27 protein-coding genes and 3 tRNA genes are annotated in these 24,013 nt (G+C 36.3%); 15 read left to right on the forward strand and 15 right to left on the reverse strand.

Going from position 1 to position 24,013, the window contains the following annotated elements; all coding sequences use genetic code 11:
• Positions 1-20: 20 nt before the first annotated feature.
• From TRESU_RS05170 to TRESU_RS05200, 9 genes are all read right to left on the reverse strand, one after another.
• Entirely contained in the window at positions 21-392 is a 372-nt protein-coding gene (locus TRESU_RS05170; protein ID WP_013701235.1) for a hypothetical protein, read from the reverse strand.
• Positions 382-618: a DUF3990 domain-containing protein gene (locus TRESU_RS05175; RefSeq protein ID WP_052299536.1), complete on the reverse strand. Its 237-nt coding sequence runs from the start codon at positions 616-618 to the stop codon at positions 382-384. Before TRESU_RS05175 ends, TRESU_RS05170 begins: the two co-directional genes overlap by 11 nt.
• A 272-nt stretch (positions 619-890) precedes the next feature.
• Positions 891-1,055: a DUF3990 domain-containing protein gene (locus TRESU_RS14670; RefSeq protein ID WP_081454760.1), complete on the reverse strand. Its 165-nt coding sequence runs from the start codon at positions 1,053-1,055 to the stop codon at positions 891-893.
• Positions 1,056-1,663: 608 nt separating this feature from the next.
• The gene (locus TRESU_RS05180) at positions 1,664-2,575 is read right to left on the reverse strand and encodes an IS1595 family transposase (RefSeq protein WP_013700533.1); all 912 of its coding nucleotides are present in this window, start codon (positions 2,573-2,575) and stop codon (positions 1,664-1,666) included.
• Positions 2,576-2,591: 16 nt separating this feature from the next.
• Complete coding sequence (locus TRESU_RS05185) at positions 2,592-2,921, reverse strand: hypothetical protein (protein ID WP_013700534.1); 330 nt, start codon at positions 2,919-2,921, stop codon at positions 2,592-2,594.
• Between the two features lie 253 nt (positions 2,922-3,174).
• Complete coding sequence (locus TRESU_RS05190; RefSeq protein ID WP_169309745.1) at positions 3,175-3,816, reverse strand: hypothetical protein; 642 nt, start codon at positions 3,814-3,816, stop codon at positions 3,175-3,177.
• 1 nt (position 3,817) lies between these two features.
• The gene (locus tag TRESU_RS14905; RefSeq protein ID WP_148228262.1) at positions 3,818-4,102 is read right to left on the reverse strand and encodes a hypothetical protein; all 285 of its coding nucleotides are present in this window, start codon (positions 4,100-4,102) and stop codon (positions 3,818-3,820) included.
• 51 nt (positions 4,103-4,153) lie between these two features.
• Positions 4,154-5,620 (reverse strand): lipopolysaccharide biosynthesis protein, encoded by a 1,467-nt coding sequence (locus TRESU_RS05195; RefSeq protein ID WP_148228263.1) that lies wholly within the window; start codon positions 5,618-5,620, stop codon positions 4,154-4,156.
• Between the two features lie 89 nt (positions 5,621-5,709).
• Complete coding sequence (locus TRESU_RS05200; RefSeq protein WP_245535713.1) at positions 5,710-7,407, reverse strand: capsule assembly Wzi family protein; 1,698 nt, start codon at positions 7,405-7,407, stop codon at positions 5,710-5,712.
• A gap of 132 nt (positions 7,408-7,539) precedes the next feature.
• Between TRESU_RS05200 and TRESU_RS05205 the strand changes: the two genes are divergently transcribed.
• The 6 genes from TRESU_RS05205 to TRESU_RS05225 all read left to right on the forward strand — a co-directional run bounded on the left by TRESU_RS05205 (position 7,540) and on the right by TRESU_RS05225 (position 13,560).
• Positions 7,540-7,621 (forward strand) — tRNA-Leu (locus tag TRESU_RS05205).
• A gap of 122 nt (positions 7,622-7,743) precedes the next feature.
• Positions 7,744-7,914 (forward strand): hypothetical protein, encoded by a 171-nt coding sequence (locus TRESU_RS15130; RefSeq protein ID WP_013701238.1) that lies wholly within the window; start codon positions 7,744-7,746, stop codon positions 7,912-7,914.
• Positions 7,911-8,543 (forward strand): hypothetical protein, encoded by a 633-nt coding sequence (locus TRESU_RS05210; RefSeq protein ID WP_013701239.1) that lies wholly within the window; start codon positions 7,911-7,913, stop codon positions 8,541-8,543. Before TRESU_RS15130 ends, TRESU_RS05210 begins: the two co-directional genes overlap by 4 nt.
• 102 nt (positions 8,544-8,645) lie before the next feature.
• Positions 8,646-10,376 carry an adenine deaminase gene (ade, locus tag TRESU_RS05215; protein WP_013701240.1) on the forward strand — a complete coding sequence of 577 codons (1,731 nt, stop codon included), beginning with the start codon at positions 8,646-8,648 and terminating at the stop codon, positions 10,374-10,376.
• A gap of 52 nt (positions 10,377-10,428) precedes the next feature.
• Positions 10,429-12,834 carry an endopeptidase La gene (gene lon / locus TRESU_RS05220; protein WP_013701241.1) on the forward strand — a complete coding sequence of 802 codons (2,406 nt, stop codon included), beginning with the start codon at positions 10,429-10,431 and terminating at the stop codon, positions 12,832-12,834.
• A gap of 3 nt (positions 12,835-12,837) precedes the next feature.
• On the forward strand, positions 12,838-13,560 hold the full coding sequence (locus TRESU_RS05225) for a DUF6675 family protein (protein ID WP_013701242.1): 723 nt from the start codon (positions 12,838-12,840) through the stop codon (positions 13,558-13,560).
• Here the strand turns inward: TRESU_RS05225 and TRESU_RS15910 are convergent.
• The gene (locus TRESU_RS15910) at positions 13,508-13,789 is read right to left on the reverse strand and encodes an ImmA/IrrE family metallo-endopeptidase (RefSeq protein WP_041611991.1); all 282 of its coding nucleotides are present in this window, start codon (positions 13,787-13,789) and stop codon (positions 13,508-13,510) included. The genes TRESU_RS05225 and TRESU_RS15910 overlap by 53 nt on opposite strands.
• Before the next feature lie 74 nt (positions 13,790-13,863).
• Here TRESU_RS15910 and TRESU_RS15530 point away from each other — a divergent pair, with 74 nt between their 5' ends.
• From TRESU_RS15530 to TRESU_RS05240, 3 genes are read left to right on the forward strand one after another with little or no spacing between them, the layout of a single operon-like run.
• Entirely contained in the window at positions 13,864-14,289 is a 426-nt protein-coding gene (locus tag TRESU_RS15530; RefSeq protein ID WP_041611992.1) for a hypothetical protein, read from the forward strand.
• Entirely contained in the window at positions 14,270-14,419 is a 150-nt protein-coding gene (locus TRESU_RS15535; RefSeq protein ID WP_245535714.1) for a hypothetical protein, read from the forward strand. Before TRESU_RS15530 ends, TRESU_RS15535 begins: the two co-directional genes overlap by 20 nt.
• The gene (locus tag TRESU_RS05240) at positions 14,416-15,111 is read left to right on the forward strand and encodes a glycosyltransferase (protein ID WP_052299538.1); all 696 of its coding nucleotides are present in this window, start codon (positions 14,416-14,418) and stop codon (positions 15,109-15,111) included. The genes TRESU_RS15535 and TRESU_RS05240 overlap by 4 nt, the downstream gene beginning before the upstream one ends.
• A gap of 2 nt (positions 15,112-15,113) precedes the next feature.
• Here TRESU_RS05240 and TRESU_RS14675 read toward each other — a convergent pair whose 3' ends face one another.
• The 3 genes from TRESU_RS14675 to TRESU_RS05255 all read right to left on the reverse strand — a co-directional run bounded on the left by TRESU_RS14675 (position 15,114) and on the right by TRESU_RS05255 (position 15,558).
• Entirely contained in the window at positions 15,114-15,344 is a 231-nt protein-coding gene (locus TRESU_RS14675) for a hypothetical protein (protein ID WP_013701243.1), read from the reverse strand.
• Positions 15,345-15,376: 32 nt separating this feature from the next.
• Positions 15,377-15,449: transfer RNA gene (locus TRESU_RS05250), tRNA-Pro, on the reverse strand.
• Positions 15,450-15,484: 35 nt separating this feature from the next.
• A tRNA-Asp gene (locus TRESU_RS05255) sits at positions 15,485-15,558 on the reverse strand.
• A 130-nt stretch (positions 15,559-15,688) separates the two neighbouring features.
• Here TRESU_RS05255 and TRESU_RS05260 point away from each other — a divergent pair.
• The 4 genes from TRESU_RS05260 to TRESU_RS05275 all read left to right on the forward strand — a co-directional run bounded on the left by TRESU_RS05260 (position 15,689) and on the right by TRESU_RS05275 (position 19,569).
• Entirely contained in the window at positions 15,689-16,033 is a 345-nt protein-coding gene (locus tag TRESU_RS05260; protein WP_013701244.1) for an FHA domain-containing protein, read from the forward strand.
• 1 nt (position 16,034) lies between these two features.
• Positions 16,035-17,051 (forward strand): metallophosphoesterase, encoded by a 1,017-nt coding sequence (locus tag TRESU_RS05265; RefSeq protein WP_013701245.1) that lies wholly within the window; start codon positions 16,035-16,037, stop codon positions 17,049-17,051.
• A gap of 19 nt (positions 17,052-17,070) precedes the next feature.
• Positions 17,071-18,702, forward strand: coding sequence for a serine/threonine-protein kinase (locus TRESU_RS05270; protein WP_013701246.1), 1,632 nt, complete (start codon positions 17,071-17,073; stop codon positions 18,700-18,702).
• 75 nt (positions 18,703-18,777) lie between these two features.
• Positions 18,778-19,569 (forward strand): hypothetical protein, encoded by a 792-nt coding sequence (locus tag TRESU_RS05275; protein ID WP_013701247.1) that lies wholly within the window; start codon positions 18,778-18,780, stop codon positions 19,567-19,569.
• Here the strand turns inward: TRESU_RS05275 and TRESU_RS05280 are convergent.
• Together TRESU_RS05280 and TRESU_RS05285 are read right to left on the reverse strand one after the other, a co-directional pair.
• Positions 19,547-20,992: a nicotinate phosphoribosyltransferase gene (locus TRESU_RS05280; RefSeq protein ID WP_013701248.1), complete on the reverse strand. Its 1,446-nt coding sequence runs from the start codon at positions 20,990-20,992 to the stop codon at positions 19,547-19,549. The two genes, TRESU_RS05275 and TRESU_RS05280, sit on opposite strands and share 23 nt — an antisense overlap.
• A gap of 114 nt (positions 20,993-21,106) precedes the next feature.
• Positions 21,107-21,934, reverse strand: coding sequence for an SDR family NAD(P)-dependent oxidoreductase (locus tag TRESU_RS05285; protein WP_013701249.1), 828 nt, complete (start codon positions 21,932-21,934; stop codon positions 21,107-21,109).
• An 81-nt stretch (positions 21,935-22,015) separates the two neighbouring features.
• On the opposite strand from TRESU_RS05285, the gene TRESU_RS05290 reads away from it, so the two are divergent.
• Positions 22,016-23,107 carry a glycoside hydrolase family 3 N-terminal domain-containing protein gene (locus tag TRESU_RS05290; RefSeq protein WP_013701250.1) on the forward strand — a complete coding sequence of 364 codons (1,092 nt, stop codon included), beginning with the start codon at positions 22,016-22,018 and terminating at the stop codon, positions 23,105-23,107.
• Positions 23,094-23,963, forward strand: coding sequence for an RsmB/NOP family class I SAM-dependent RNA methyltransferase (locus TRESU_RS05295; RefSeq protein WP_245535715.1), 870 nt, complete (start codon positions 23,094-23,096; stop codon positions 23,961-23,963). Before TRESU_RS05290 ends, TRESU_RS05295 begins: the two co-directional genes overlap by 14 nt.
• Positions 23,964-24,013 lie beyond the last annotated feature (50 nt).

Raw genomic sequence — 24,013 nt, forward strand, 5'->3', positions numbered from 1 at the left:
TAGTAAAAGTCTGTGCTGAATCAGCTTATGCTGTCGCTGATCCAGGAATTGTAAACTTTGAACAGGGTTTCAATTATGCTGTCAACATTTTCATTCGGCTGGACATCCTCAATAAGGCGCTCATACACTTCACCTATTGTCCAGTAATCAGGAACTTCATATTTGCATTTTGCAACATTGTCAAAATCGCCTGTTTTTATGGACCACATATTTATAAATTCTTCCGCAACGCTGTCTATCAGCTCGCAATGCAGAACATCTGAATGGGTATATATTCTTTTCACAACACTCTTGCCCAATGTATTTACAATATATGCTCTCTTTTGTTTTTGTCTGCGGCCAATAAATTCGATTAAGCTGCAAGTATAAAACAGCGCGTTATCATTCTTCATCGGTAACCTCGTATGAATCTATGAATTTTAAGCATTTCAAGGCTTCTTCCGTATTGAAGCTTATTTGATGTGTCGGGTATTTGAATTCTACCAAGCTCCAAAAATTTTTCCTGCTGATTTTGCCGTCAATGAAGTTCTGTACATAATTAAAAATAGTGTCATCTGCCATCGGACCTTCAACAATATCATAACAGTGCTTTTTACCGTTTCGGCAGCACCTCTCCACTGCTTGTGAATCTGAAAAATCAACTTAATTTCACTTTATTTTTAAGTTGATTTCATTTTGTTTTTAACTTGATTTCATTTTGTTTTTAACTTAATTTCATTTTGTTTTTAAGTTAATTTCATTTTGTTTTTAAGTTGATTTCATTTTGTTTTTAAGTTGATTTCACTTTGTTTTTAAGTTGATTTCACTTTGTTTTTAAGTTGATTTCACTTTGTTTTTAAGTTGATTTCACTTTGTTTTTAAGTTGATTTTGTTTTGTTTTTAAGTTGATTTCATAAACCATACATACCTTGTTCTGGAGTTGCCCACCTTGCAGCCTGATTTTCAAGCAGCGTACAGTAAAAACCATAATAAAAATCCTTATTATATTTTGCCGGTCTTATTTCAGGAATTTTCACAACTTCCTTGCTTCCATGAAATAAAATTTTATTATTCATGGAATTATTTTAACATAGTTCAGAAGATATTTGAACTTAAATTTTATTCTAATATTAATATTTTACATTTTTAAAATTTTCCAATAAAAATTATTAGTTTTGTATGTTTTATTAAAAAAGTTAATAAGTGTAAAAGAATCATAGTAATTATAAGGATAAGTATATTTATAGAATATTTTGTTAAATATTCATTTCTAATAGGATATAATATTTCTGTACGGAATTATCCCCTAACACACTCTTAGTTATTAAAAAAAACAAGAAATATTACAAACGACAAAACTATATTTCTTGTTTTTTTATTATATGCTAAAATTCAAAATCTTTCCATATTAAATCAAAAAAATGTTCATCATAAAAATCAATGTAATTTTTTTTACACCTCATTAAATTTATCCTTTTAAGAGGCTTTCTGTATCATATTGACAAATAACTTATAAATGCTTAATATTATACAAAAAGCGAGAACATTTGTTCCCTTTGTTAATAAATATCAGATTGCCGTTTCCCAAAAGTATCTGATAATCCGTTTCAAAAGCCTTTCTTTCGCCAAAAAGAAAGGCTTTATCTTTATACTATACATTTCAAGGATTTAAATCAATATTGAATTATGCCGCAAATATCCCCTGCTTTAACAGTACATCAAATGAGCTTGTTCCGTTGTTCTGCCGGAAACAGAATTCGTTTACATATTCCTGCAAGTAGTCTACAGAAACGTGATGATAAATTCCGAGAATTCCACGCTTCAACAGTGCCCAGAACGATTCAATTCCGTTTGTATGAAGTCCGTTGCCGAGGCTGTAAATGCTTTCTAAATGATTTACGCTGATTCTGTAGTAGTTGTTTTTATTTGTGTTTTTATGGTTCATAAAATTGTAGCCTCTAAAATCATCGGTCAGAACCGTTGCGTCTTTCTTGCATACGCTGTCAAGAATATTGAAAAGCTGCTTTCCTGTAAGTTTCTTGCCTTCTTCGTTTGGAAGTGCTACCTTTGCGAATACGTGGCTTGAACTTCTTTCTTTTACACCTACAACAGGAGTTTTTTTAGTTCCACGTCCACGCTTTGAAGGCTCTGTTTCGCCGTTCATTTTTCTAGGTTTACCGCCGATATATGTTTCGTCAATTTCGACCATTGCTTCAAATGCTTTTGACATATCAGTGTTTCCCATTGCAGAGCGTATCTGCTTGAGCATTCTCCACGCTGTTTTATATGTTACGCCGATTTCACGCTGTAACTGCAAGCCGGAAATTCCTTTTTTAGAATTCAAAAATAAATGGATTGCATAGAACCATTTACGCAGGTCTGTTGATGACTTTTCAAAGATTGTGTTTTTGAATGGTGAGAATGTATTATTGCAGTTATGGCAGTTACAAAGTTTTAGATTGTCATTTCTGTGCTGAACACGAACTTTTGAACCGCAGTGAGGGCATATAAGAACATCGTTATATCTGATTTTGAGAAAGTATTTTATAACGGCTTTTTCAGTCGGAAACTTTATCATAAAATCAAAGAATGTCATATATGCCTCCTGCTTTTTAGTTTTTCAAAACAGAATCAATAATCAACCTGCTTACTGTTTTATTCTGTTCTTTTGCTTTTTGTTTTATTGCCATTTCCTCAGATTCAAGGCAGGAAATGACAATCCGTCCGTTTTTATATCCTGTATTATTTGTTGTGCTTCCTTTTTTTCTGCCTGCTCCGGCTCTTGTTCCGCCGTGCTGTGTTGTTTTTTCCATAAAATCACCTACATTATAAACCTTAACGCAATATCCAAAACTTGAAGAATTAAAATTGCTATCAGTATTTTTTCCATTCTGTTCATTATTGACACTCCTATATAATTTGATTATTTTTAAACCGTTCATAGATATTGGCGGTATCTATGAACGGTGGAAAACTAAGCAGACAGCTTAGAAACCAGGTCAAGTATGAACTTTAGAAGTTCTAGCAGAAAAACCAGCAAGGCGATTTTGTCTGCTCTTGACCACAGTTTTTTCTTTTTTCGTTTCACATTTCTATTACCTCCTGATGTTTATAATATAATACATCTTGATTATTATGTCAATAAAAATCAAATAAAAATGTAAAAAAAAATATGAAAATTTGTCGAATTTTATGTTATATTAAGAGTGTATGAGGGGATAATTCCGTTTCTGTAAAATGAGATATTAATAAAATTACAATTTGATTCAAACAAACATAAACTATTGAATTTGAGCCGACAAATGTTAATTCTGATTTTATAAGTTTAAAAATGCCATGAGAAAATAAATTTTCTATAAATTTTGATATGTTTAGAATTATTATAGAAGAAAGTACTGCATTTATCCAAAATAGTGGAATAAAGGCATATTTAGAACTTCTCATATTTATATATCCATTTAAAAATATAAGTATCCCGACAATAAAAGATGATATTATTATTGATAATACTTTCATGTTTAATAAAGAACAAATGATTTTTTCTTCTTTGTGATTTTTTATTAGACGACCTATGTAAAATAATCCGATTCCTACAAAAGCACTGTCAATTGCATACGGCAAGCGAAATGAAAAAACTTTTGTTTCAATTGTTCCAAAAGTAGAAATTAACAAAATTATAAAAAATTTCAAAGAATTATAGGTTATAAATTTTTCAATAAGTAAATAAAATATATCTACAAAAAATAATGCTGTTAAAAACCATAATGCGCCTGCTATAGGTAAAGTATATGTATTTGTCCAAAGTAAATTTTTTAACAATCCAAAATGATATTGCATTTTATTGATTGCAATATACCAAAATATAAAATGAAAGATTCCAAATGAAAAATATGGAACTATTAATGTTTTTGTTTTCTTTAATATATATTCTCTCCCCCCCCCCATGAAGTTCTGATATATTCTTTGATAAATATCCTGAAATAAAGAAAAACATAGGCATATGAAATGCATGAATCCATTTATCAAAAATACTTGAAAACCCAATATGTCCCATAACCATAAAGAGAATACCAATTCCTTTAAATATGTCTATGTGTGTTATTCTATTTATTCTTGCTTCCATAAATAATTAAAATCCTTTTTTTATTTACTGTAATGCAATAAAATGTTTCCATTATTTTTTTATTTTATAAATTGTTAATTTTAAAATTCTGGAAACAAAAATATACGAAAAACTGAATAAGATGGTTGCAACAGTTCCTGTTATGAGCAGAGTGAAAATGAAAGTTCTTGTTGCATCAAGTTCTGGAATAAATGTTGTTGCTGTAAATGTTAGTATACAAATTGAAAAACTCATAACAGCAATCATTCCTTCAAATAAAAAATATCTAATCATTTTATTGTTTTTATAGTAAAGTTTGAACAAGAATTGCCCATTCCAAAAATGTCCTATTATTGCCGTTATTACAGTTGAAATAACGATTCCGTATATTCCAATATATTTTACAAGAATAAAGTTTCCCAAAAGGTTTAAAAGTGCTTCTGTTATTGCTCTATATTTTCCATGCCACCACATTCCGGAAGCATTGTAATAAAGTGAATTTATATCACCAGCCTTTAATATGTAAAAATATAGGCATAATAAAACAACAGCTCCAAATGGAAGCAAAAAATCTTTACCAAGCCAAAGTTCCATAAAAGATTGATACATACATAACATGCAAGTTGTACACCAGCCAACGAAAAGCGTATAAAGAAGATTGAATTTTTTTAGATTTTCATAATTTTTTTCTTTTGTTTCTGTTTGAAGAGTGTTACCAACTCCTGCTTGCAGGGAATTAATAACTATATTTAAAATTCCTGTAATTGCAGAAATAACAAGAAGATAGTTTGAATAAATTGTTGTCATTGCAAGACCAAGAAAAGCGCTTATAAAAATGCTGTCAAAACTGTTTCTTGAAGTTTGTGCAAGTTTACTTATCATCAATCCTGCAACTTTTTTTCTTATGTCTTTTTTTACTGATATATCGAGTTTTCCTTTGCATGAATATTCAGGGAACATTCTTTTTGTCTCAATTCCAACCATAACATTGTTAAGAACTGTAAAAATCGGCATCATTAAGACATATAAATAATAATTTTTTATTGTAACGAGAATAAACAGCTGGCAGATATTCATCAGTCCCTGGGTTATTGTAAGTATGTTGCTTATTACATCCCGTCTTTGGTGTGCATTTAACAGTGAATTTTTATAGCCAAATAAAAGATAGCTCAAAGATGTGTTTACTAAATAAATACTGTAAAGCACATATATGTTTATATCCTGTGGAACATTTCCCTTTATAAGGTGCGGCAGGAATGGCATTACAGCAGATCCAAGCGCAAGAATGACAAGCCCGATTATAAAATAAACTCGTTTGTAAAAATTAAGAAGCGCGCAGATTGTGTCTTTGTCATCTTCTGCAATAGGTTTGTACATGGAGTAGACAACAGCACTTGCGAAACCTAATTCTGTAAGATTCAACACTTGCAGAACCGATGAAAAAAGGCTGTTCAGACCAGCATACTCAATTCCGATTTTCTTAATAAGAACGGTTCGTATTAAAAATGGAAAAAATATAGTAAAAATTTTGTTGAACATTCCGCTGTATATGTTTCTAACAGCATTTTTTGTACGAGAGAGTTTTATTTTGGGTTTTAATATTTCTTGTTCTGACAATTAAATAATTCCTATAGCCTGTATTTTAAAGCAAGCTCAAAATGCCAGTTGTTAATCTGATCATTTCCTACAGTTTCTTTGTCTTCATTTCTTATGTTGTAAAGTGGATTTATTATTAAGTCGAATGCAGCTCCAGCTGTTGCGGAAAGGCTTTTGGTAATGAAATATGTGGTTGTTGCTCCAAAATAGTAATTTGCTTTGAATGCATGACTATATTTTATCTCTGTTTCATTTGTATTTGAATTTATTGCCTTTGCATAGATATAGTTATTGTCTGGATTATTTCTGCCTATACACAAAAATGTAGAACCTTTTGGATAATAGATCCTATATTCGAGGTGCTGGGAATTTCCTCCATATCCAATTCCTGAGCCTAGCCACTGACCTCTGTTTGTGTATCCCTGTGTGATTTGATAATGAAATCCAAAACTGTAACCACCGACAAGCTGGTAGTTCTGCGACATTTCTGTATTGTTCCATTCAAAGACAAGCTCGCTGTATATTTTTTTCTCTTCTGAAATTGTAATTGATTTTTTTGCACCTACAGTGTATGTCATTGTATGAGTAAGATAACGCTGATAGCCTTTAAATCCACCTCCTGGCGCATAATCGTCAGTTCCGATTTCTCCATATATTTCAAATCCTACAGAAGGAAACAAATAATCTGCTGTAAAAGAAAATTTCTGATCTTCACCAGCACCTTGTTCTCCTATATGGGTATTGTTCCCCACTGGTATTACATATTTAAGGTTTTCTTTTGAGGATTTTACAAGACAAGTTCTGTTTAGCCCGACAGTAAATCCAGGTAAAAAAGAAGGAGCATAACTGAATGTAAATCCATGAATCAAGTTATGGTCATTGCTAGAATCATTGTCAAAATATTTTGATTCTGTGAGATAGCCTGTCCAAATTCTTCCTTCGACATAGCCAATATTCCAATCAATATGCGGTATATAGATTTCTGTTTTTCTTAGACCTACATCAAATTTTGGATAAGTTGCGGCATTATTGGAATGAAGCATTGGATTTAAAAATGCAGGTCCTAGCCAAATTGCCTGTGTTCCAAATCCTGCCGTAAGTTTTTTCCATGAATAGCGGAGTTCTGTGTCGCCCCAGTCAAATGTCCAGAATGAAGAGTCTCCAAATCTTTGAGGTGCATCAACACCAATGTTGTTTCCGTAGCCCCAGGTGTATGCGTACTTATTTGTATAATATGCGCTATTGTCGACTAACTTAAATTCCCTGTTCTGGCTCCAGCTCACCTGCGGCTTAAAAGTTGCCTCAAATCCGAACGCTTCAAGTCTTGCGCCGGCTGTAAGGCTTGTGTTGTAGCCTTTTCCTTGCCAGAGCGCGCCGTCGTTTTGGCCGTAAGGGGCTTTTGTGTTGTATGAATTGAACCATTCCGGGTCGTAGAGCTTGAGTTTTACGCTGCGGTCGATTCCTGCTGTAAACCAGTTTGTTTCTGTTGAGTCAGATTCGTATAAAGTGCGTTTTGTTCCGAGATTGTTGTCTTTCCAAAGATGTTTTTCGTCCGTAACCTGCCATTCACTGTCGCTGAGTGTGCGGTAGTTTAGTGTAGGGCGTTCTGCAGCCCCTGTAAGGCTTAAAAAGTCGTAGTATTCTTCTTCTGTTGATTTTAAGGTTTCCTGGGCGAAAATGGATGAAAAAACAGAAAGCACAATTGGCATTATAAAGTTGATTTTTTTCATGTGCATATTATAGCTTTTTTGGACTGATAGAATCAACTGTAAATTTTCTTACAAACTTAAAAAATTGAAGTTTTTCTATTGACATAATTTATTCAGCTTGATATAGTATTATCACGCTTTGCAAAAAGCAATGCGGGGATGGTGGAATTGGTAGACACGCCAGCTTGAGGTGCTGGTGGCGCAAGCTGTGCCTGTTCAAGTCAGGTTCTCCGCACTTAAGGGCTGCTAAATTGCAGTCCTTTTTTTTTATGCCTTTATAGAAAAAAACTAGACAATTTTAATAAAAGTTTATAATATACTTATGTTAGGTAATTTTACTAAATTAAGGAGGATGTTATGTTTAAGCCAATTTTTTCAAACATTCTTGTTCTTCGTGGAAAATCAGGAAAGAAAGTTTTTGATTTTATAAAAAAAGCAAGACCTGTAACAACTCCTATTATGACCTCTTTAGAAAAAGAAAATTTTGAGAGAGAGTTTTCAAAGTTTCTTTCTTCTTGTAAAAAATGAAAGAATTAGTTTTAAATACTGATAAATTTCTCCTAGAGTCTATTCAAGAAAAGAAAAATGCGAATCTTTTAAATAGTTTTAGAGCATCGCATGAGCAGATAAAAATTACAAAGCATTTCAAAAAGCTGGCAAAGAAAGAAGAAGCTGAAGGTTCTGCTAGAACTTTTGTTGTGAAAGTAAACAGTGGTAATGAAGATTTAAATTTTCTTGTGATGGCATTTACTATAAAATTGAATCCAATTCCTTATGTTTCTGAAAGTGGAAGAAAAGAACATAGCGATTTTATATCAGCTTTGCAGATAACTTATTTAGCAACAAATGAAACCATAGTCAATATGATAAAAAATTCTGTTAACTTAACAACTTCTATAGGAACTTATATTTATTCTACAGTTATAGAGCCTCTTTTGTATCATATTGCTGATCTTATCGGAAATACTGATATTGTGTATTTGTATGCAATAAATTCTATTGTAAAAAAGATATATGAAAATTGGGGATTTACAGAATTAAAAAGAACCGAAGATTTAAATTTAGTAAACAAGAAAATTCGTAAGCAGGAAGAAAACGGCTGTATATTTATGTTTAAAAAACTAGATCCAAGAAGATTAAATCCTGATTTTCAATAGGAAAAGTGAGCTTGCAATGCAGTCCTTTTTTATGCCTTGAATTGCTGTTTCAGCTAGAGAAAACTTCTTGCTATTTTTTTTGCCGGGTTTTACAATTTCAGCATGAATGCAAAAAAACTTTCGCTCCTTATAAACGCTGCTTCTGGAAAATGCGAGGCGGAGCTTGTGATAAAAAATTGCCGTGTTGTAAATCCTATAACGCGGACTGTAAAAAATGCGGACATTGCTGTGGAGCAGGGATTGATTGCCGGCGTTGGCTCGTACCGCGGAAAAACAGAAATTGATGCGCATGGGCTTTTTGCGGTTGCAGGGCTTATTGACGCCCATGTTCATATAGAGTCTTCAATGTGCACGCCGGAATCTTTTGCGCAGCTTGTAGTTCCAAAAGGCACAACAACGGTAATTGCCGACCCTCACGAAATTGCGAATGTCAGCGGTTCTGAAGGAATTCACTTTATGATTAATTCCGCGCGCCGTGTTCCGCTAAAAGTTCATTTTATGATTCCGTCCTGTGTTCCCGCTACTAGCTTTGAAGATTCCGGAGCTATTCTTGATTCAGAATCAGTTGAAGAGCTTTTAAAAGAGCCTGAAATTTTGGGACTTGGTGAATTGATGAATGCGCCCGGAGTTTCTTCCTGCAATTCTGAAGTTCTGGAAAAAATATGCGCGGCAAAAAATGCCCAGAAAATTATAGATGGACACGCGCCTGGCTTGAACGGTTTTGCTCTTAATGCTTATTCTGCGGCGGGAATAAAAACTGACCATGAATGCAGTTCTCCACAGGAAGTTTTGGAACGGCTTGAAAACGGAATGTATGTTCTTTTGCGTCAAGGTTCTGCTGCCCAAAATCTGGCTGAAATTCTTCCTTCCGTAACAAAAGAAAATTCCAGAAGATGCGCGATGTGCACTGACGACAAGCATCCTCAGGATATAATTGAATCCGGTCATATAAACGCAAATCTTAAGCTTGCTGTAAAAAACGGACTTGACTGCTTTACGGCGATTGCAATGGCGACCATAAACGCTGCGGAATGCTACGGCTTGAATGATGTCGGACTGATTGCGCCAGGATATTCCGCGGACATTGTTCTCTTTAATAATCTTGAGAATTTTGAAGCTGAAAAAGTTTTTATAGACGGAAAACTCGCTGCGGAAAATGGAAAGGCTGTTTTTGAAATCCGAAACAGGGTAGACAAGGCTGTAACTCATTCAGTTCATATCAAGCCACTTATAATAGAAGATTTATCAATAAAATTAACTTCTGAAAATGCAAAAGTCATAAGTTTAAAAAATCATGAGCTTGTAACAAAGTGCGAAATCCGGAAAGTGAATTTGACTAACGGAATTTTTGACTGCAAGGAAAATCCTCAGATTCAAAAACTTATTGTAATGGAGCGGCACAAGAAAACTGGAAAAATCGGAAAAGGTCTTATAGAAAACTACGGAATCCACGGCGGAGCGATTGCCACTACAATTGCCCACGATTCCCACAATATTATTTCTGCAGGCGACAACGACAATGACATTTTTGTTGCGATAAATGAGCTTAACAAAATGGGCGGCGGAATTATTCTTGTAAAAGACGGAACTGTCATTGGTTCTTTGTCTCTTCCGATTGCGGGCTTGATGTCCGACAGGAATTTTGTGGAAGTAAGCCAGACTTTGAAAAGTCTTTTGGAACTTGCCTGGAACGAGCTTGGAATCAGCCGTGAAATTGAGCCTTTTATGACGCTTTCATTTTTAAGCCTGCCTGTGATTCCTGAAATAAAGCTTACTCCGCGCGGACTTTTCGATGTCAATAAGTTTGAATTCACGCCGATTGAAGCTGACTGATGTTCTTTTTTGTCATTTGTATTTTTCTAAATTTTTGATTATATTATAGTCTATGAAAAAACAACCAAACGAAAAAGAAATTTTAGGACTTCCAGCTGAAACTCAGCTTCCTTTAAAACTTAATATTCTTCCTATTGGCGGCCGTCCGATTTTTCCGGGAATTTTTACGCCGCTTATGATAAATAATTCCGAGGATATAAAAGTTATTGAAAATTCTTTGGCAGGCGACGGTTTTATTGGAATCGTCATGTTAAAAGAAGACAAGGAAAATCCGACTGTTGTTGATCTTCATAAAGTTGGAACTGTTGCCCGCATTATAAAAAAAATAAATTTGCCTGATGGCGGTGTGAATGTTTTTGTTTCTACCTTGCAGCGTTTTAAAATCCGCAAGGTCTTGAACAGTTCAAATCCTATTGCCGCGGCTGTTGAATATCTTGAGGACGAAGAGGATAATACTTTTGAAGTAAAGGCTCTTACACGCGCTCTTATAAGTGAAATGAAGGAAATCAGCGAAAATAATCCGATGTTCAGCGAGGAAATGCGCCTTAACATGGTGAATATTGATCATCCCGGAAAAATCGCGGACTTCATTGTTTCTATTTTGAATATTGACAAAGAAGAACAGCAGAAAGTTCTTGAAATGACAAATGTTCACAAAAGAATGGAGCAGGTTCTTGTCTTTATAAAAAAAGAGCAGGAAATTTTCCGTGTTCAGAAAAAAATTCAGACTGAGCTTAATGAAAAAGTTGAAAAAAATCAGCGTGAATATTTTTTGCGCGAGGAAATGAAAAGCATTCAGGAAGAACTTGGAATTGCAGGGGATTCAAAGACAAGCGACTATCAGAAGTTTAAGTCAAAAATAGAATCATTTAATTTTAAAGGCGAAGTGAAAGAAGCGTTGGACAGCGAGCTTGAGAAATTTCATTTGCTTGATCCGCATGATCCTGATTACAACATGAGCCGAAATTATCTTGAAACGGTTTGTTCTCTTCCGTGGAATGACGAGCCGCTTGAAAACTACAATATTGAAAAAGCTTCAAAAATTCTTGAAAATGACCATTACGGTCTTGAAGATGTAAAAAAACGCATCATTGAATATCTTGCTGTGCGGATGCTAAAAAACGACGGAAAGGGGTCTGTGCTTATTCTTGTCGGACCTCCGGGAGTTGGAAAAACCAGCGTTGGACGTTCGATTGCAAATGCGATGAACAAAAAATTTTTTAGATTCAGCGTGGGCGGTGAGCATGATGAGTCCAAGATAAAAGGCTTCAGGCGGACTTATATCGGTTCTATGCCGGGACAAATTATCGAAGGCTTGAAAATTACAAAGTCAAAAGCTCCTGTTTTTATGATTGATGAAGTTGACAAGATGAATGCAAGCGCACAGGGAGATCCTGCTGCTGCATTGCTTGAGGTTCTTGATCCTGAGCAGAATTCAACTTTCCGCGACAACTATTTGAATTTGCCGTTCGATTTGAGCAAGGTTTTCTTTATCCTTACTGCGAACACTTTGGACACAATTCCTCGGCCATTGCTTGACCGCGCTGAAATAATTGAACTTTCCGGCTACATAGATCAGGAAAAAATTGAAATTGCGCGGAAATATTTGCTTCCGAAAAATCTTGTTAAAAACGGATTCAAAAAAAATCAGGTGAAATATTCAAAGCAGGCTTTTGCTTTAATTGCAACGGAATATGCAAGGGAAGCCGGAGTCCGCAATTTTGAAAAGTGCATTGATAAGATAAACAGAAAACTTGCCGCCGTGGAAGTAAGCCAGCTTGAGAAAAACGGAGCGACTGATTCTGCAAAGATTGGCGAGGCTGTTGCAAAGAAAATTTTCAGCATCGATATTCCAGAAGTCAGAAAATATCTTGGCAAGGCTATTTTTGATGAAAGCCAGATAAAAACAGCTTCTGTGCCAGGGACTGCAATTGGTCTTGCCTGGACAAGCATGGGCGGCGACACTTTGCTTTTGGAATCGATTGCGATAAAGTCTTCTAAAGGCGGGCTTCAGCTTACAGGACAAATGGGCGATGTTATGAAGGAAAGCGCACAGATTGCCATGAACTGGAGCCGTCAGTTTGCAATAGAAAATAAAATCAAGGACAGCAAATGGTTTGAGGAAAATACAGTTCATCTGCATATTCCAGAAGGCGCAACTCCCAAGGACGGGCCTAGCGCGGGAATTACGATGGCGGTAACTTTTACTTCGCTTTTTAAAGGAAAGAAAATAAAGACGAATCTTGCAATGACAGGTGAACTTAGCCTTACTGGTCAGGTGCTTCCGATTGGCGGACTTAGGGAAAAAACTGTCGCCGCAAAGCGCAACAAAATAAAAACGATTATAATTCCAAAGGCGAATGTCCGAGACCTTGACGAAATTCCAGAGCACGTAAAAAGCGGAATAAAATTTATTCCAGTGTCAAATGTTCAGGAAGTGATTGACATTGTCTTTTAGAGTATGAAATTTGCCTTTGCTTTTTTTTCTGAATTTTTTATTCTTGTTTCTGCTTCTTTTGCTTTTCCGTTTAATTTGAGACTTTCGGAGCAGGAACTCGATTCGGCTTTAAATGGTGAAATTCTTATTCGGAATATCAGCTCGTACAAAAATATTTGCCTTGATGTGGAAAATGCGGAAATAAATTCTTGCCTTGATGAATTGAAAGAGTTGAATCCGCGTTATTTTGTTGAAGTTCTTCAGATTAGGAAAGCAAATGATGGAGATGAAGTTATAAAAAAACTTTCTGAGCTTCTTTCAAATGTTGAGTCTTATACAGAAATTCCTTATTATTCTGAACGGCACAAGACGACAGCTCCGCTTTATTCATACTGCAAAATTCTTTCTGATTCGCAGGTTGATGGAATTCACAGTTTTACTGTTGATATGGAAATGCCGCCTTTTGAAGTTTACACTGCGGAAATTTCGATAAAAACAGATTATGAAAATTTTCTGCTTTATAAGTCAAAAAACTTAAATGACATGGCTTGTATTTCTTTTGTGCGTGTAAAAGAAAATAATCTTAGGTCTGTTGTTACTGCTTTTAAATATAACGAATATTGGATTATCTATGGAATTGGAGCGGCAAAAGCACCCAAAATAAAATTTTTGACGCACAGAATTGAAGTTGCCTTTATTTCTCGAGTAAAAGCATTTTGTTCTTTTGCAACATCTTTTTTAGATTAGGCATTACATTATAAAGTTCTGTATTTTTTTCGCCTGCGTTTAAATCATGATTGCTTTCATAATGAAAAAGCTCATGAAGTATTGAAAACTTTGAATGTGCGGGCGGCTTTGTTTCATTGTAAAAGACTGTGTAGCGTCCATTTTTCTCATACAGTTCTGCCGATTCGCTTTTAAAATATACTCGTTGAAAGCCATGTTTTTCTGCCCAGTCAAACGAATGAAGCTCCAAGTCTGAAAAATCTTCAATGATTTTAGCAGTTTTAAAAGGTCGGCCTTAAAACGCGGACCCTGATAGAAACTGAAGTGCAGAAGATTCATGAGAAAACCGAAATCAAAGTTTCAGATCTTGTAGCTTTTGCAGGAGTTTCTAAAAGTACCTGGCATGAATGGAAGAGTCGGAAAGGAATTGAGACAAGGCATAATCACGAAACGCCGAAATTCAACTGGTACACATTGGAAGAAAGAACGGCTGTTATAAAATATGTCCTCACCCACAAGAACTTCCTGTACGGCTACCGCTACCTTGCCTGGCAGATGATTGACGAAAATGTAGCCTTTGTCCGCCCTGCAAGCGTCTACAACATCATGAAAGAGTACGATTTATTCCATAAATGGGCTAAAAATGAAGGAGAGGCAAAGAAAAAAGGCTTTGACCAGCCCGAGGCTCAGCATGAGCGGAAAAATTCTGGACTGGGCATTATGCGAAAATATGGAGGGAATAAAAATTGAGCTTCTGGTTGCAAGAGTAAAGGAAAAGTATCCGGAAGCAAAAGCACGAATCATCCACGACAACGGAAAGCAGTTGACGGGCTTGAATGGCGGCGCGACAAATGGAAGTGGTACGCAAAAAAGCTTTTGAAGCTCAGCGAGAAAATGGCGGTAAAATATTCTGACATTGTGATTGGCGACAACAAAGGGATTATTGACTACATAAAATCTGAATATTCAAAAACCGTAAAAAACAAGAGAGTTGAGCTGATTGCGTATGGCGGCGACCAGGTTTCGAGTGTTCAGGACAATTCTTTGTTTGAAAGATATCCGTTCTGCCGCGAGCCTTATTCGGTTACTGTCTGCCGGATTGAGCCTGAAAATAATGTCCATGTGATTCTTGAGGCATTCTCCGAAATGCTGGACGAGACTCTTGTTTTTGTAGGCAATTGGGAAAAATCGGAGTATGGTCGTAGCTTAAAAGAAAAATTCAGCGTATGCAAAAATATTCACTTGCTTGCACCGATTTACGAGCCGCATATCGTGAACTGGCTTCGCTCAAATGCCCATGTTTATATTCATGGACACAGCGCAGGCGGAACAAATCCATCTCTTGTTGAGGCGATGAATCTTTCTCTTCCGATTCTTGCGTTTGACTGCGTTTACAATCGCGCCACAACAGAAGAAAAATGCCTTTACTGGAAAATTGCGGAAGATTTGCAGAATCTGATGAAAAATAAAAGCGGAAAATTTGCGGAAATCGCGCACGAAATGGGCGAGGCTGGAAAACATCTTTACAGCTGGGAGCGGATTGCAAGGCAGAACAACGCTTTGTATCAGTAAATTTAAATCTGCTTTTTTCCTTCTTCTGTAATTTTGAAGTTTCCGTCGCCAGTTGGAGCTGCAAATCCTTTTGCAATGCAGCCATTCAGCGCATTTTTTATCATCTGTGGCGTTGCAGCGGAATTTTTTTCTCTGTTTTGGAAGATTTCTTCTATTGTTTGCTCTTTTTCAAGAAACTCTATTTGATTGAGAATTTTTAATACTTCAGTTTCTATTTTAGTTGCGGTAAACACATTATTTGATTTTTTTTTGAAAGGAAAAAGTGTCGGGCAACCGGGATTCGAACCCGGGACCTCTAACTCCCGAAGCTAGCGCGCTACCAGCTGCGCTATTGCCCGAATAAAAAAAATACCGCTCATAACGAACGGTACAACGGGATGTACGGGACTCGAACCCGTGGTCTCCGGCGTGACAGGCCAGCGCGATAACCAGCTTCGCTAACACCCCATGTGCTACTGAATATAGCATTAAAATCTTATCTGTGTCAATAGTGTTTTTCTTTTGTAATGAAAAATTTTTTTTCATATAACTTGAAATAAAACTTGAAAATTTGAAAAACTGTTTTATAATATATTTCATGGCTGATACAACTATTATAAATTCAAGTCCTTTGGGGCAACATTTGGACAAAATTGCGGAATCTCAGCAGGTTTCGTATCTTGTTTTCAATAAGAAAAAAATTCAGATTGCCGCAAAAATCACAATGGGTCGTGAATCCGATAATGATATTGTGATTGACTCAAAACTGGCAAGCCGTCATCACTGCATCATTCAAAAAATCCGTGATGCCTATTTCTTGAAAGATGAAGGAAGCACAAACGGAACATTTTTAAACGGTCGCAGGATTCCGCCGGATAAATATGTTAAGCTTAATGCCGGAGACAAGCTTACAATTGGCTCTTCAAATCTTATAATGGGCTAGAATGTTTTCAAAAGAAGAGCTGGATTGTTTTAGAAATCATCTGCATGAAATAAACGACTCAAATTCTTTTCCAGAAGAATGCGAATTTCAGCTCTTTTTGGATAAATCTTTGTCTACTCTTGAAAATGAAAGTCCGTCTTATAGACCTGTTGGTTCAGATTGCAAGCCAGGCGGTCTTCTTGATTTTTCGTCTGAAAAAATTCCTTCTATAATAGTTCCTGATATTCATGCACGCGCAGATTTTCTTTTAAAGCTGCTTGATTTTAAAATTGAAGATGAATCAGTTTTGTCTCTTTTGAATGAGAAAAAAATTTTTGTTATTTGCGTTGGAGATGCGTTTCATTCGGAGATGCGTGGTTATGAAAGGTGGATTGCGGCTTATAAAGACTGGTCGATGGATGTTTACGCCGGTCAGCCTATGCAGGAAGAAATGAAGGAAAATATTTCAACTCTTATGATTATCATGGAGCTAAAAAATAATTTCACTGAGAATTTTCACTTTTTAAAAGGAAACCACGAGAACATTTTTAATGAAAGCAGCCACGGAAATCTTGCTTTTAGAAAATTTGTGCAGGAAGGAAGCATGTGCTGCGATTTTATCCGGCAAGTTTACGGCGATGTGATTCTTCATTTGATAAGTCTGTGGGAAAAGGCTTTGCCGGTTTGCGCTTTGTTCTATGATTTTGCTGTGAGCCATGCCGAGCCTGCCTGCTGTTTTTCAAGAAAGCAAATTGTTGACTATCACAAAAATGACGATGTTGTTCTAGGTCTTACTTGGACTGCGAATGATGCGGCTGAAAAGGGGAGCGTGAAAAAGCTTTTTAAAAATTTGAATCCTTCCGCGAAAAGAAGCGGCGTTTTGTGGTTTGGCGGTCATCGTCCTGTAAAAGATGGAAAATATTTGCTGCGCCAAGACGGAACTTATCTGCAGCTTCATAATCCAAATGAAATGAATGTTGCTATTGTTGTTCCTGAAAAAAAATTCAATCCTGAAATTGACATAAAAAGTGTTTTATAAAATAAAATCGGAGTATCTAATGGAAAGCGAGACGATTGGAAAATACAAAAACTGCACAAAAATTGCGACTGGCGGAATGGGTGCTGTGTATCTTGCGACTCATCCTGAATTAAAGCGGAAAGTCGTCATAAAAAAACTTATTTTAAAAAGCGGCGGGGCTGCAATCCGTGAAAGGTTCAAAAGGGAAGCACGGATTTTAAGCGAGCTGTCCAGTCCTTATGTTGTTAGGATGTTCGATTATTTTACTGAAGGCAGAGCAAACTATATTGTGCTTGAGTTTGTTGACGGAATGTCTTTGGACAAGCTTATTGAAAAGCAGGTTTCTCTTCCGCCTGAGCTTGCGCTTTTGATTTTTCTTGATGCCTGCCTTGGTTTGAAAAATGCGCATTCAAAGGATATTGTTCACCGCGACATAAAGCCGGGAAACATTCTTATTTCAAAAAGAGCCGAAGTAAAACTTGCGGACTTTGGAATTGCCAGTGATGAAAAAGACGAATTTGAAGAGCCAAAGAAAACTGTGGACTCTGATAAAACTGTTGTTTCTACAAAAAACAGTTCTATAACGCAAGCCGGCTCTACGCTTGGAACTCCTGCCTATATGTCTCCAGAGCAACTCATGGATTCAAGTTCTGTGGATGTTCGCGCTGATATTTATTCAATGGGTGTAATGCTTTATGAAATGGTTACTGGCTCTAAGCCTTATGCGGGAGACATGGCTCCAGAAACAATTGCAAAAATAAAAAAAGGAAAATATATTCCGCCGCAGAAAATTGTAAAAAATCTTCCGCCTGTTGTAAAAACTCTTATTAGAAAAATGATGAAGCCTGAGCCAGAAAAGCGATACAAAAGCTTGGAGCCTGTAATTGCAAAAGTAAGACGGTACTTAAAAAATTACGATACGCATGCAATAAGAGTTTCGCTTGCTCAGTCTATAATTTCTACTAAGACAATAAAGTTTCCTTTGTATATTCCCAAAAATTATAAAGCCAAACGGATTGCGCTTGGGGCTTGTGCAGTTTGTGCGGTTGCGCTTCTTTTTTGTGAGGCTTGGAATTCTGGAATGATTCATAGAACTGTTCTTAGAAATTGGTTTACTCCTGTTTCTTTGTCTATGCTCATGCCTTCAACTGCCAGTGTAAATGCCGACCTTCCTGCGCGCGCATTTTTCTTTGTGAACGATAATGACGGAATCCCAGAAGTTCCAAACACACGGAGAGTTTTTTCAGTTGCAAAAAATTCTTCAAAAGGAAAAAATCTTGAGTACATAACCAAGGATGTTTTTCTGCGTCCTGGAGAATACAGAATAAAAATTGCTGAAGGACCTTATGTCTGGTGGAAAAGCATTTATGTTGGAAAAGAAAAAGTTATTATGAATCTTGATTTCTTAAAAAACGCAAGCCGGAATATTACCGTACATTTTTCTGCCATGGACTGTGAAACTGGAAAAGATTTAACGCAAAGCTCCCTGTTTAGAATTCAAGTCGGCTCAAAATGGGTTGATGCTTCCAAAGTTGATTTCTCCAAGTTAAAAACAGGAAACGTTTATAAATTCCTTATGATTCATGAAGGCTATTATGATGAATATTTCAGCCTGCTTATTGACTGGTATCAAGATGAGCTTTTTATAACTGGAAACATGAGGAAAAAATGATAGCTGGAAAAATTGCTTGGCAAGAATTTCTGCTTGTTAAAGTTTTGTATTTTTTAATTACTTATGGGAGGTTTCATGGGAAAGGTTTATCTGCTTATAAAGCCAGATCTTTTAAAAGTTTGCAAATATCTTGCGCTTCGAATAGAAACTTTTGGCAGTGACGTAAAAATTTTCTTAAAGCCGCATGAGTTTTATGTGGCGTTGAAACTTGTTGAGCATGGTGCTCTTGACTACGTTTTGATTGATGTCCGAACGTTTCAAAGCGATGTTTTTAATCCTTATATTGAAATGTCCATGATGCCGAATCCTGCGCCAGTTGTTGTTTTCAATGATCCTTTTCCTGAGCTTGACAAGATGACTGCATTTTGGATTTCAAAAAATAAAACCTATCTTGTTCCGCGGATTGCTCCTGAGCGCATAGATAAACTTGAAGACACATTTTTTTTGATTGAAGTGTTTTTGAAAAGTGAACGGTTCAATAAATATATAAATGTAATAAACCGTCCTGAAACTTTTTTGACTGAGGAAGAAAAACTTTTGCAGCTAGACTTGGAGAAATTTCAGGCAGTTCATAAAATTTCACCGTCAAGATTCAAGGTCTTTAAGTATCTGCATGAGCGGCTTGAAAAAGAAGTTTCGGAAAAGGAACTTATATCGCTTTTGTTCGGGAGCTATCTGCCGGAAAAGAGAGCAGTTTTGTTTTCGTATATTTGTGAGCTGCGCAAAGCCTGCCGAAATGAAAAGTCTGTAAAAATCCGCATAGACAGAGAATACAAAGGTCATTATTCAATGAGAATTACTCTGCCTGCGGAAAAAATAAAGTCGCTGGATGACAAGAAAAAAATCAGCGGATATTGGCTTTTATAAAAGCGAGTTTTAAATCTTTCAGCTTTTCTGTCATGGAAACTTTGTAAATATGCGGATTTAAAATTCTCTTGAACGAAGGATCTAGAGTTTCAATTTCTTCCATCATTCTTCGTCTGCTTATTTTCAGTTGTTCGGAATCAGAAAGGCGAGACTCTGTTCTTTTGCCGTTTTCAAGCCGTTTTTTTAGCATTGGTTTTATCTGTGAAGCTGTAAACGAAAATTGCCTGTAGTCAACCATCGGATGAAAGTATCGGTATTCTTTTCCGGCTTCTAAAGTTTCTTCGTCAAGTGCCAAAATGTCAGCGCGCGCCATTCCTTTTTCATCGTAAAGCCTGAACACATTTTTTATTCCAGGGTTTGTGTTCTTTGAAGGATTGTCGCTGAATTTCATTGTGGGAATAAATTCATTTCCGCTTTTCTTTGCGGCAAGCTTGTAAACTCCTGTAAAACTGGATTCTGTTCCGCCTGTTACCATGTGAGTTCCGACGCCCCAGCTTGCAATCGGCGCATTTTGCTGAACGAGAGTTTCAATTATTTCTTCTGTCAAGTCATTGGAAACGCAAATGAAGGCCTGTGGAAATCCTGCCTTATCAAGTTCCTTTCGTACTTCGGCTGTTAAATATGAAATGTCTCCGGAGTCAAGACGTACTCCAAAGTTGTACCCTTGCTCAACAAGTTTTGTTCCTGCCTTTATTGCGTTTTTTATTCCGCTCTTTAAAGTGTCGTAAGTGTCAATCAGGAAAATTGTCTTGTTTGGATAAAGTCTTGCGTAAGCTTCAAAGGCTTCAAGTTCGCTTGGAAACGACATTACCCAGGAATGCGCCATTGTCCCCATTACAGGAATTCCATATATTTTTCCTGCAAGAGTGTTGCTTGTTCCTGCCGCTCCTCCGATATACGAGGCTCTGGTTGCGCTCATTCCGCCGTCTGGGCCTTGTGCTCTTCTGAGTCCGAATTCCATTACATTTCCTTTTTTGCTTGAAAGCCAGACTCTTGCGGTTTTTGTTGCAATCAGGCTTTGGAAGTTGCAAAGATTCAAGACAAGTCCTTCAATTATCTGGGCTTCAATTAAATTTGCGTGGATTCTTACAAGCGGTTCCTGCGGAAAAATGACCGAGCCTTCTTCAAATGAATATAAGTCACCGGAAAATTTAAAGCCTTTTAGATATTCAAGAAAGCTTTCTTCAAAAATATCTTGTTCTCTCAAATAGGAAATTTCATCTTCATCAAAAGAAAAATCTTCAAGAGAATCCAGAAGCGGCTCGATTCCTGCAAAAACACTGAATCCGCCGTTAAAAGGCTGTCTTCTGAAAAACATATCGAACACAACCGGATGGTTCATGTTCTGTTTCCAATATCCCTGCGCCATTGTAAGTTCATAGAAATCTGTGAAGAGCGCGCTTTTGCTGAATGTTGAGTGCATAATCGTCCTCCAAAAATATTTTGCTTTTGGACGGTTTTCTTTAGAGTGCACAGACAGCATCTGCTGAACACAACCGGCGTCCTTTTTTTAGAATAGCATTTTACGATTTAAAATTCAATTGCTAGGACGTTTGCAAAATTTGTAAGTTGCCCAGGCACCAAAATATCGTCCTACAAATCTGCTTGCCGCCGCCTTGAATTTCCATTTGAAAAATTTCATGGAATAAAGTTTTCCCTTGCGTGAACATTTTATTGCATCCAGTACAGTTTTTTCAGCTGAAAGTCCATGCCGAACTTTTTTTCTTGCGCCCCTTGAAGCAACGTCTGCAAATTCAGTATTTACAGGTCCTGGACACAATGCGGTAACTTTTATTCCTTTGTGCTTGAGTTCAGCAGCAAGTGCAACAGAAAAACTTAACACATAGCTTTTGCAAGCTCCATAGACTGCAAAGTTTCCGAGCGGCAAAAAAGATGCCAAGCTTGCAACGTTTATAATCCGCGAGCCTTTTTGCATATAAGGAATCGCGAAGCCTGTTATTCCAGTTAGGGAAGTGCAGTCAAGATCGATCATTTTCATTTCGCGCATTATGTCAGTTCTCGCGAATTCTCCGTAAGTTCCAAAGCCTGCGTTGTTTACAAGAACGTTTATTTTAAAATCTCCCTTTGACTTTTCGTTTTCAAAAAGCTCTTTTATTTTTAAAGCTCCTTGAATTCCTGAAATGTCGATTGGAAAAATTTTTACTTTTGGAAATTTTATTTTTTCTTGGAATGATTCATTTTCAATTTGGGTTCTTAATTCTTCAAGCCGCTCTTTTCTTCTGGCTATAATCCAAAGCTCATCGCTGGAAAGTTTTTCAAACTCAGAGCTTTCATGGGCAAGCAGTTTTGCAAACCAAAATCCCATTCCGCTTGAAGCTCCTGTTACAATAATGATTTTTTTCATATTCTGATTGTAGCAGTTTTTTTTTACAACTCCAAGATGAAACGATAGACTTAAATTAAAAGCTAAATTATAATTTCTGCCATGAAAAATGTTGCGCTGAAATTTCTTGCATTGCCACTTGTTTTTTTTCCTTTGTATTCAACAACTCCTGCTGAAAAAATTTGGGGCAGACTTTCTGAAATAGAAAAAATTTCGCAGATTTTTTTAGTCAATGTTGAAGGCAATGAAACTTTTTATCCAGTTGAATTTCTTGAAGACGGAGCAGCAGTTGTCCCTGGCGGAATTATTTTGTTTTCTTATAATATTGGAGATTCAAAAGAGCAGCTGAAAAATTATATTTCTTCAATAAATGCTTTTTACAAAAAAAACAAAAGTCCGCTTCCTTTTATTGCGGTTGATCAGGAAGGCGGAGAAGTTAACCGCTTAAAAAAAATCACATCACATCTTCCTTCGGAAAAAATAATCAGCGTAAATTATACATTGCAAGAAGCGAAGTCGATTTATTCAAATCAGGCAGTGCAAATGAAAGAACTTGGACTCACGATGAATCTTGCGCCAGTTGCCGAAGCTGAAATTGAATCAAATAAATTATTTTTAGGAACAAGAACTTTTGGCAGTGTCCCAAAGTCAGTTGCATACAGCATGGTTTGTGTAAGAGCTTACGAGGAAAACGGAATTGCTTCGGTTGCAAAACATTTTCCGGGAAATGCGAATTCAGATCCTCATACTGGCTCTGTAGAAATAACGCTTTCGTCTTCTGAAGTTTTCAAAAATTTTATTTTTCCATTTGCATTGATTTTAAAATCGAATCCATCTTGTGTTTTGGTAAGCCATGCAAAAATAAATTCTCTTGATGAAAATCCGGCTTGCATGAGCAGTTTTTGGATAAAAGAAATTCTTCAGTCGAGGCTTGGCTTTGAAGGTCTTGTTATGAGCGATGATATTTTTATGGGAGCGATTTCAGATTCGCCTCCAGAACAAGTTGCTGCAAATGCTATAATTTCTGGCGTGGACGTGATTATGCTTAGTGAAAAAAAATTTCTTTCAGTTGCAAAATCGCTTTTAAATCTTGCTGCAGACGATAAATTTTTTGCAACTCGTCTTTGCGAGGCAGAAAAAAAAGTGCTGGACTTTAAATTAAAAAAGAGGATTATAAAAATTGAAGAAAACTAAAACGCAAAAAGTTTTTGGGCAAATGGCATTTGAAAAGTTTTATTCTGAAATTTTTACCGAACGTTGGGAAAAAATAAAGTCTTCTCTTGCCTCGGAGACTTTGCACGCAGAGCTGTCTTATAAAAATTGTGAAAGTTATTTTTTAGATCCTGCAAGCATTGTCGCAGCTCTTTGTCTGCCTGTAAAAGATTCTGAAAAAATTCTTGACTTGTGCGCGGCTCCTGGTGGAAAAACTTTAGTTCTGGCAGGAAACAAAAATGACGATGCTGTGCTTTTTTCAAATGAACGTTCTCCTTCAAGAAAAAAACGCCTTTCAAAAGTTGTAGAATCTTCACTTCCGCCTGAAATTTCTTGCAATGTAAAAGTATGTTTGAGTGACGGAGCTTCTTGGTGCAGGCGTGTATCTGAATGTTATGAAAGCATTCTTTTGGATGCGCCGTGTTCGAGCGAACGTCATGTTTTGAATGATAAAAAATATCTTGAGCAATGGACTCCTTCACGAATAAAAACTGTTTCAATGGAGCAGTGGGCGCTTCTTTCCTGTGCATTCAGACTGCTGAAAAAAAACGGTTTTCTCTTATATGCGACTTGCGCTTTGTGTCCGCAGGAAAATGACGGAGTTGTTTCAAAGCTGTTGAAAAAATTTCCAGATGTGAATATTGCTTCAAAAGATTTTATGAAAGAAATTTTTGATTTAAATAGGAAATCTATAAAAGCTGATATTTTCTGTCCGCAAGATTTTTCTCTTGAAGATTATTTTTCATTTGCAGAAAAAACAGAATTTGGATTTCACATTTTGCCCGATAAGTCTTTTGGTGCAGGTCCGCTTTACTTTTCCTTGATAAAAAAATCATAGCGCGCTAATTTTATTCAAGTCGCCTGAATTAATTGAATTTTGTTTTGAAT

Source organism: Treponema succinifaciens DSM 2489, from assembly GCF_000195275.1.
In the GTDB taxonomy this organism is placed as follows: domain Bacteria; phylum Spirochaetota; class Spirochaetia; order Treponematales; family Treponemataceae; genus Treponema_D; species Treponema_D succinifaciens.

What these genes read in the sequence shown, in the direction of transcription:
- TRESU_RS05170 (WP_013701235.1), bottom strand. Translation starts at nt 392, where the DNA reads ATGAAGAATGATAACGCGCTGTTTTATACTTGCAGCTTAATCGAATTT.
- TRESU_RS14670 (WP_081454760.1), bottom strand. Translation starts at nt 1,055, where the DNA reads ATGAATAATAAAATTTTATTTCATGGAAGCAAGGAAGTTGTGAAAATT.
- TRESU_RS05180 (WP_013700533.1), bottom strand. Translation starts at nt 2,575, where the DNA reads ATGACATTCTTTGATTTTATGATAAAGTTTCCGACTGAAAAAGCCGTT.
- TRESU_RS05185 (WP_013700534.1), bottom strand. Translation starts at nt 2,921, where the DNA reads ATGAACGGTTTAAAAATAATCAAATTATATAGGAGTGTCAATAATGAA.
- TRESU_RS05190 (WP_169309745.1), bottom strand. Translation starts at nt 3,816, where the DNA reads ATGCAATATCATTTTGGATTGTTAAAAAATTTACTTTGGACAAATACA.
- TRESU_RS14905 (WP_148228262.1), bottom strand. Translation starts at nt 4,102, where the DNA reads ATGGAAGCAAGAATAAATAGAATAACACACATAGACATATTTAAAGGA.
- TRESU_RS05195 (WP_148228263.1), bottom strand. Translation starts at nt 5,620, where the DNA reads ATGTTCAACAAAATTTTTACTATATTTTTTCCATTTTTAATACGAACC.
- TRESU_RS05200 (WP_245535713.1), bottom strand. Translation starts at nt 7,407, where the DNA reads ATGAAAAAAATCAACTTTATAATGCCAATTGTGCTTTCTGTTTTTTCA.
- TRESU_RS15130 (WP_013701238.1), top strand. Translation starts at nt 7,744, where the DNA reads ATGTTTAAGCCAATTTTTTCAAACATTCTTGTTCTTCGTGGAAAATCA.
- TRESU_RS05210 (WP_013701239.1), top strand. Translation starts at nt 7,911, where the DNA reads ATGAAAGAATTAGTTTTAAATACTGATAAATTTCTCCTAGAGTCTATT.
- ade (WP_013701240.1), top strand. Translation starts at nt 8,646, where the DNA reads ATGAATGCAAAAAAACTTTCGCTCCTTATAAACGCTGCTTCTGGAAAA.
- lon (WP_013701241.1), top strand. Translation starts at nt 10,429, where the DNA reads ATGAAAAAACAACCAAACGAAAAAGAAATTTTAGGACTTCCAGCTGAA.
- TRESU_RS05225 (WP_013701242.1), top strand. Translation starts at nt 12,838, where the DNA reads ATGAAATTTGCCTTTGCTTTTTTTTCTGAATTTTTTATTCTTGTTTCT.
- TRESU_RS15535 (WP_245535714.1), top strand. Translation starts at nt 14,270, where the DNA reads ATGGAGGGAATAAAAATTGAGCTTCTGGTTGCAAGAGTAAAGGAAAAG.
- TRESU_RS05260 (WP_013701244.1), top strand. Translation starts at nt 15,689, where the DNA reads ATGGCTGATACAACTATTATAAATTCAAGTCCTTTGGGGCAACATTTG.
- TRESU_RS05265 (WP_013701245.1), top strand. Translation starts at nt 16,035, where the DNA reads ATGTTTTCAAAAGAAGAGCTGGATTGTTTTAGAAATCATCTGCATGAA.
- TRESU_RS05270 (WP_013701246.1), top strand. Translation starts at nt 17,071, where the DNA reads ATGGAAAGCGAGACGATTGGAAAATACAAAAACTGCACAAAAATTGCG.
- TRESU_RS05275 (WP_013701247.1), top strand. Translation starts at nt 18,778, where the DNA reads ATGGGAAAGGTTTATCTGCTTATAAAGCCAGATCTTTTAAAAGTTTGC.
- TRESU_RS05280 (WP_013701248.1), bottom strand. Translation starts at nt 20,992, where the DNA reads ATGCACTCAACATTCAGCAAAAGCGCGCTCTTCACAGATTTCTATGAA.
- TRESU_RS05285 (WP_013701249.1), bottom strand. Translation starts at nt 21,934, where the DNA reads ATGAAAAAAATCATTATTGTAACAGGAGCTTCAAGCGGAATGGGATTT.
- TRESU_RS05290 (WP_013701250.1), top strand. Translation starts at nt 22,016, where the DNA reads ATGAAAAATGTTGCGCTGAAATTTCTTGCATTGCCACTTGTTTTTTTT.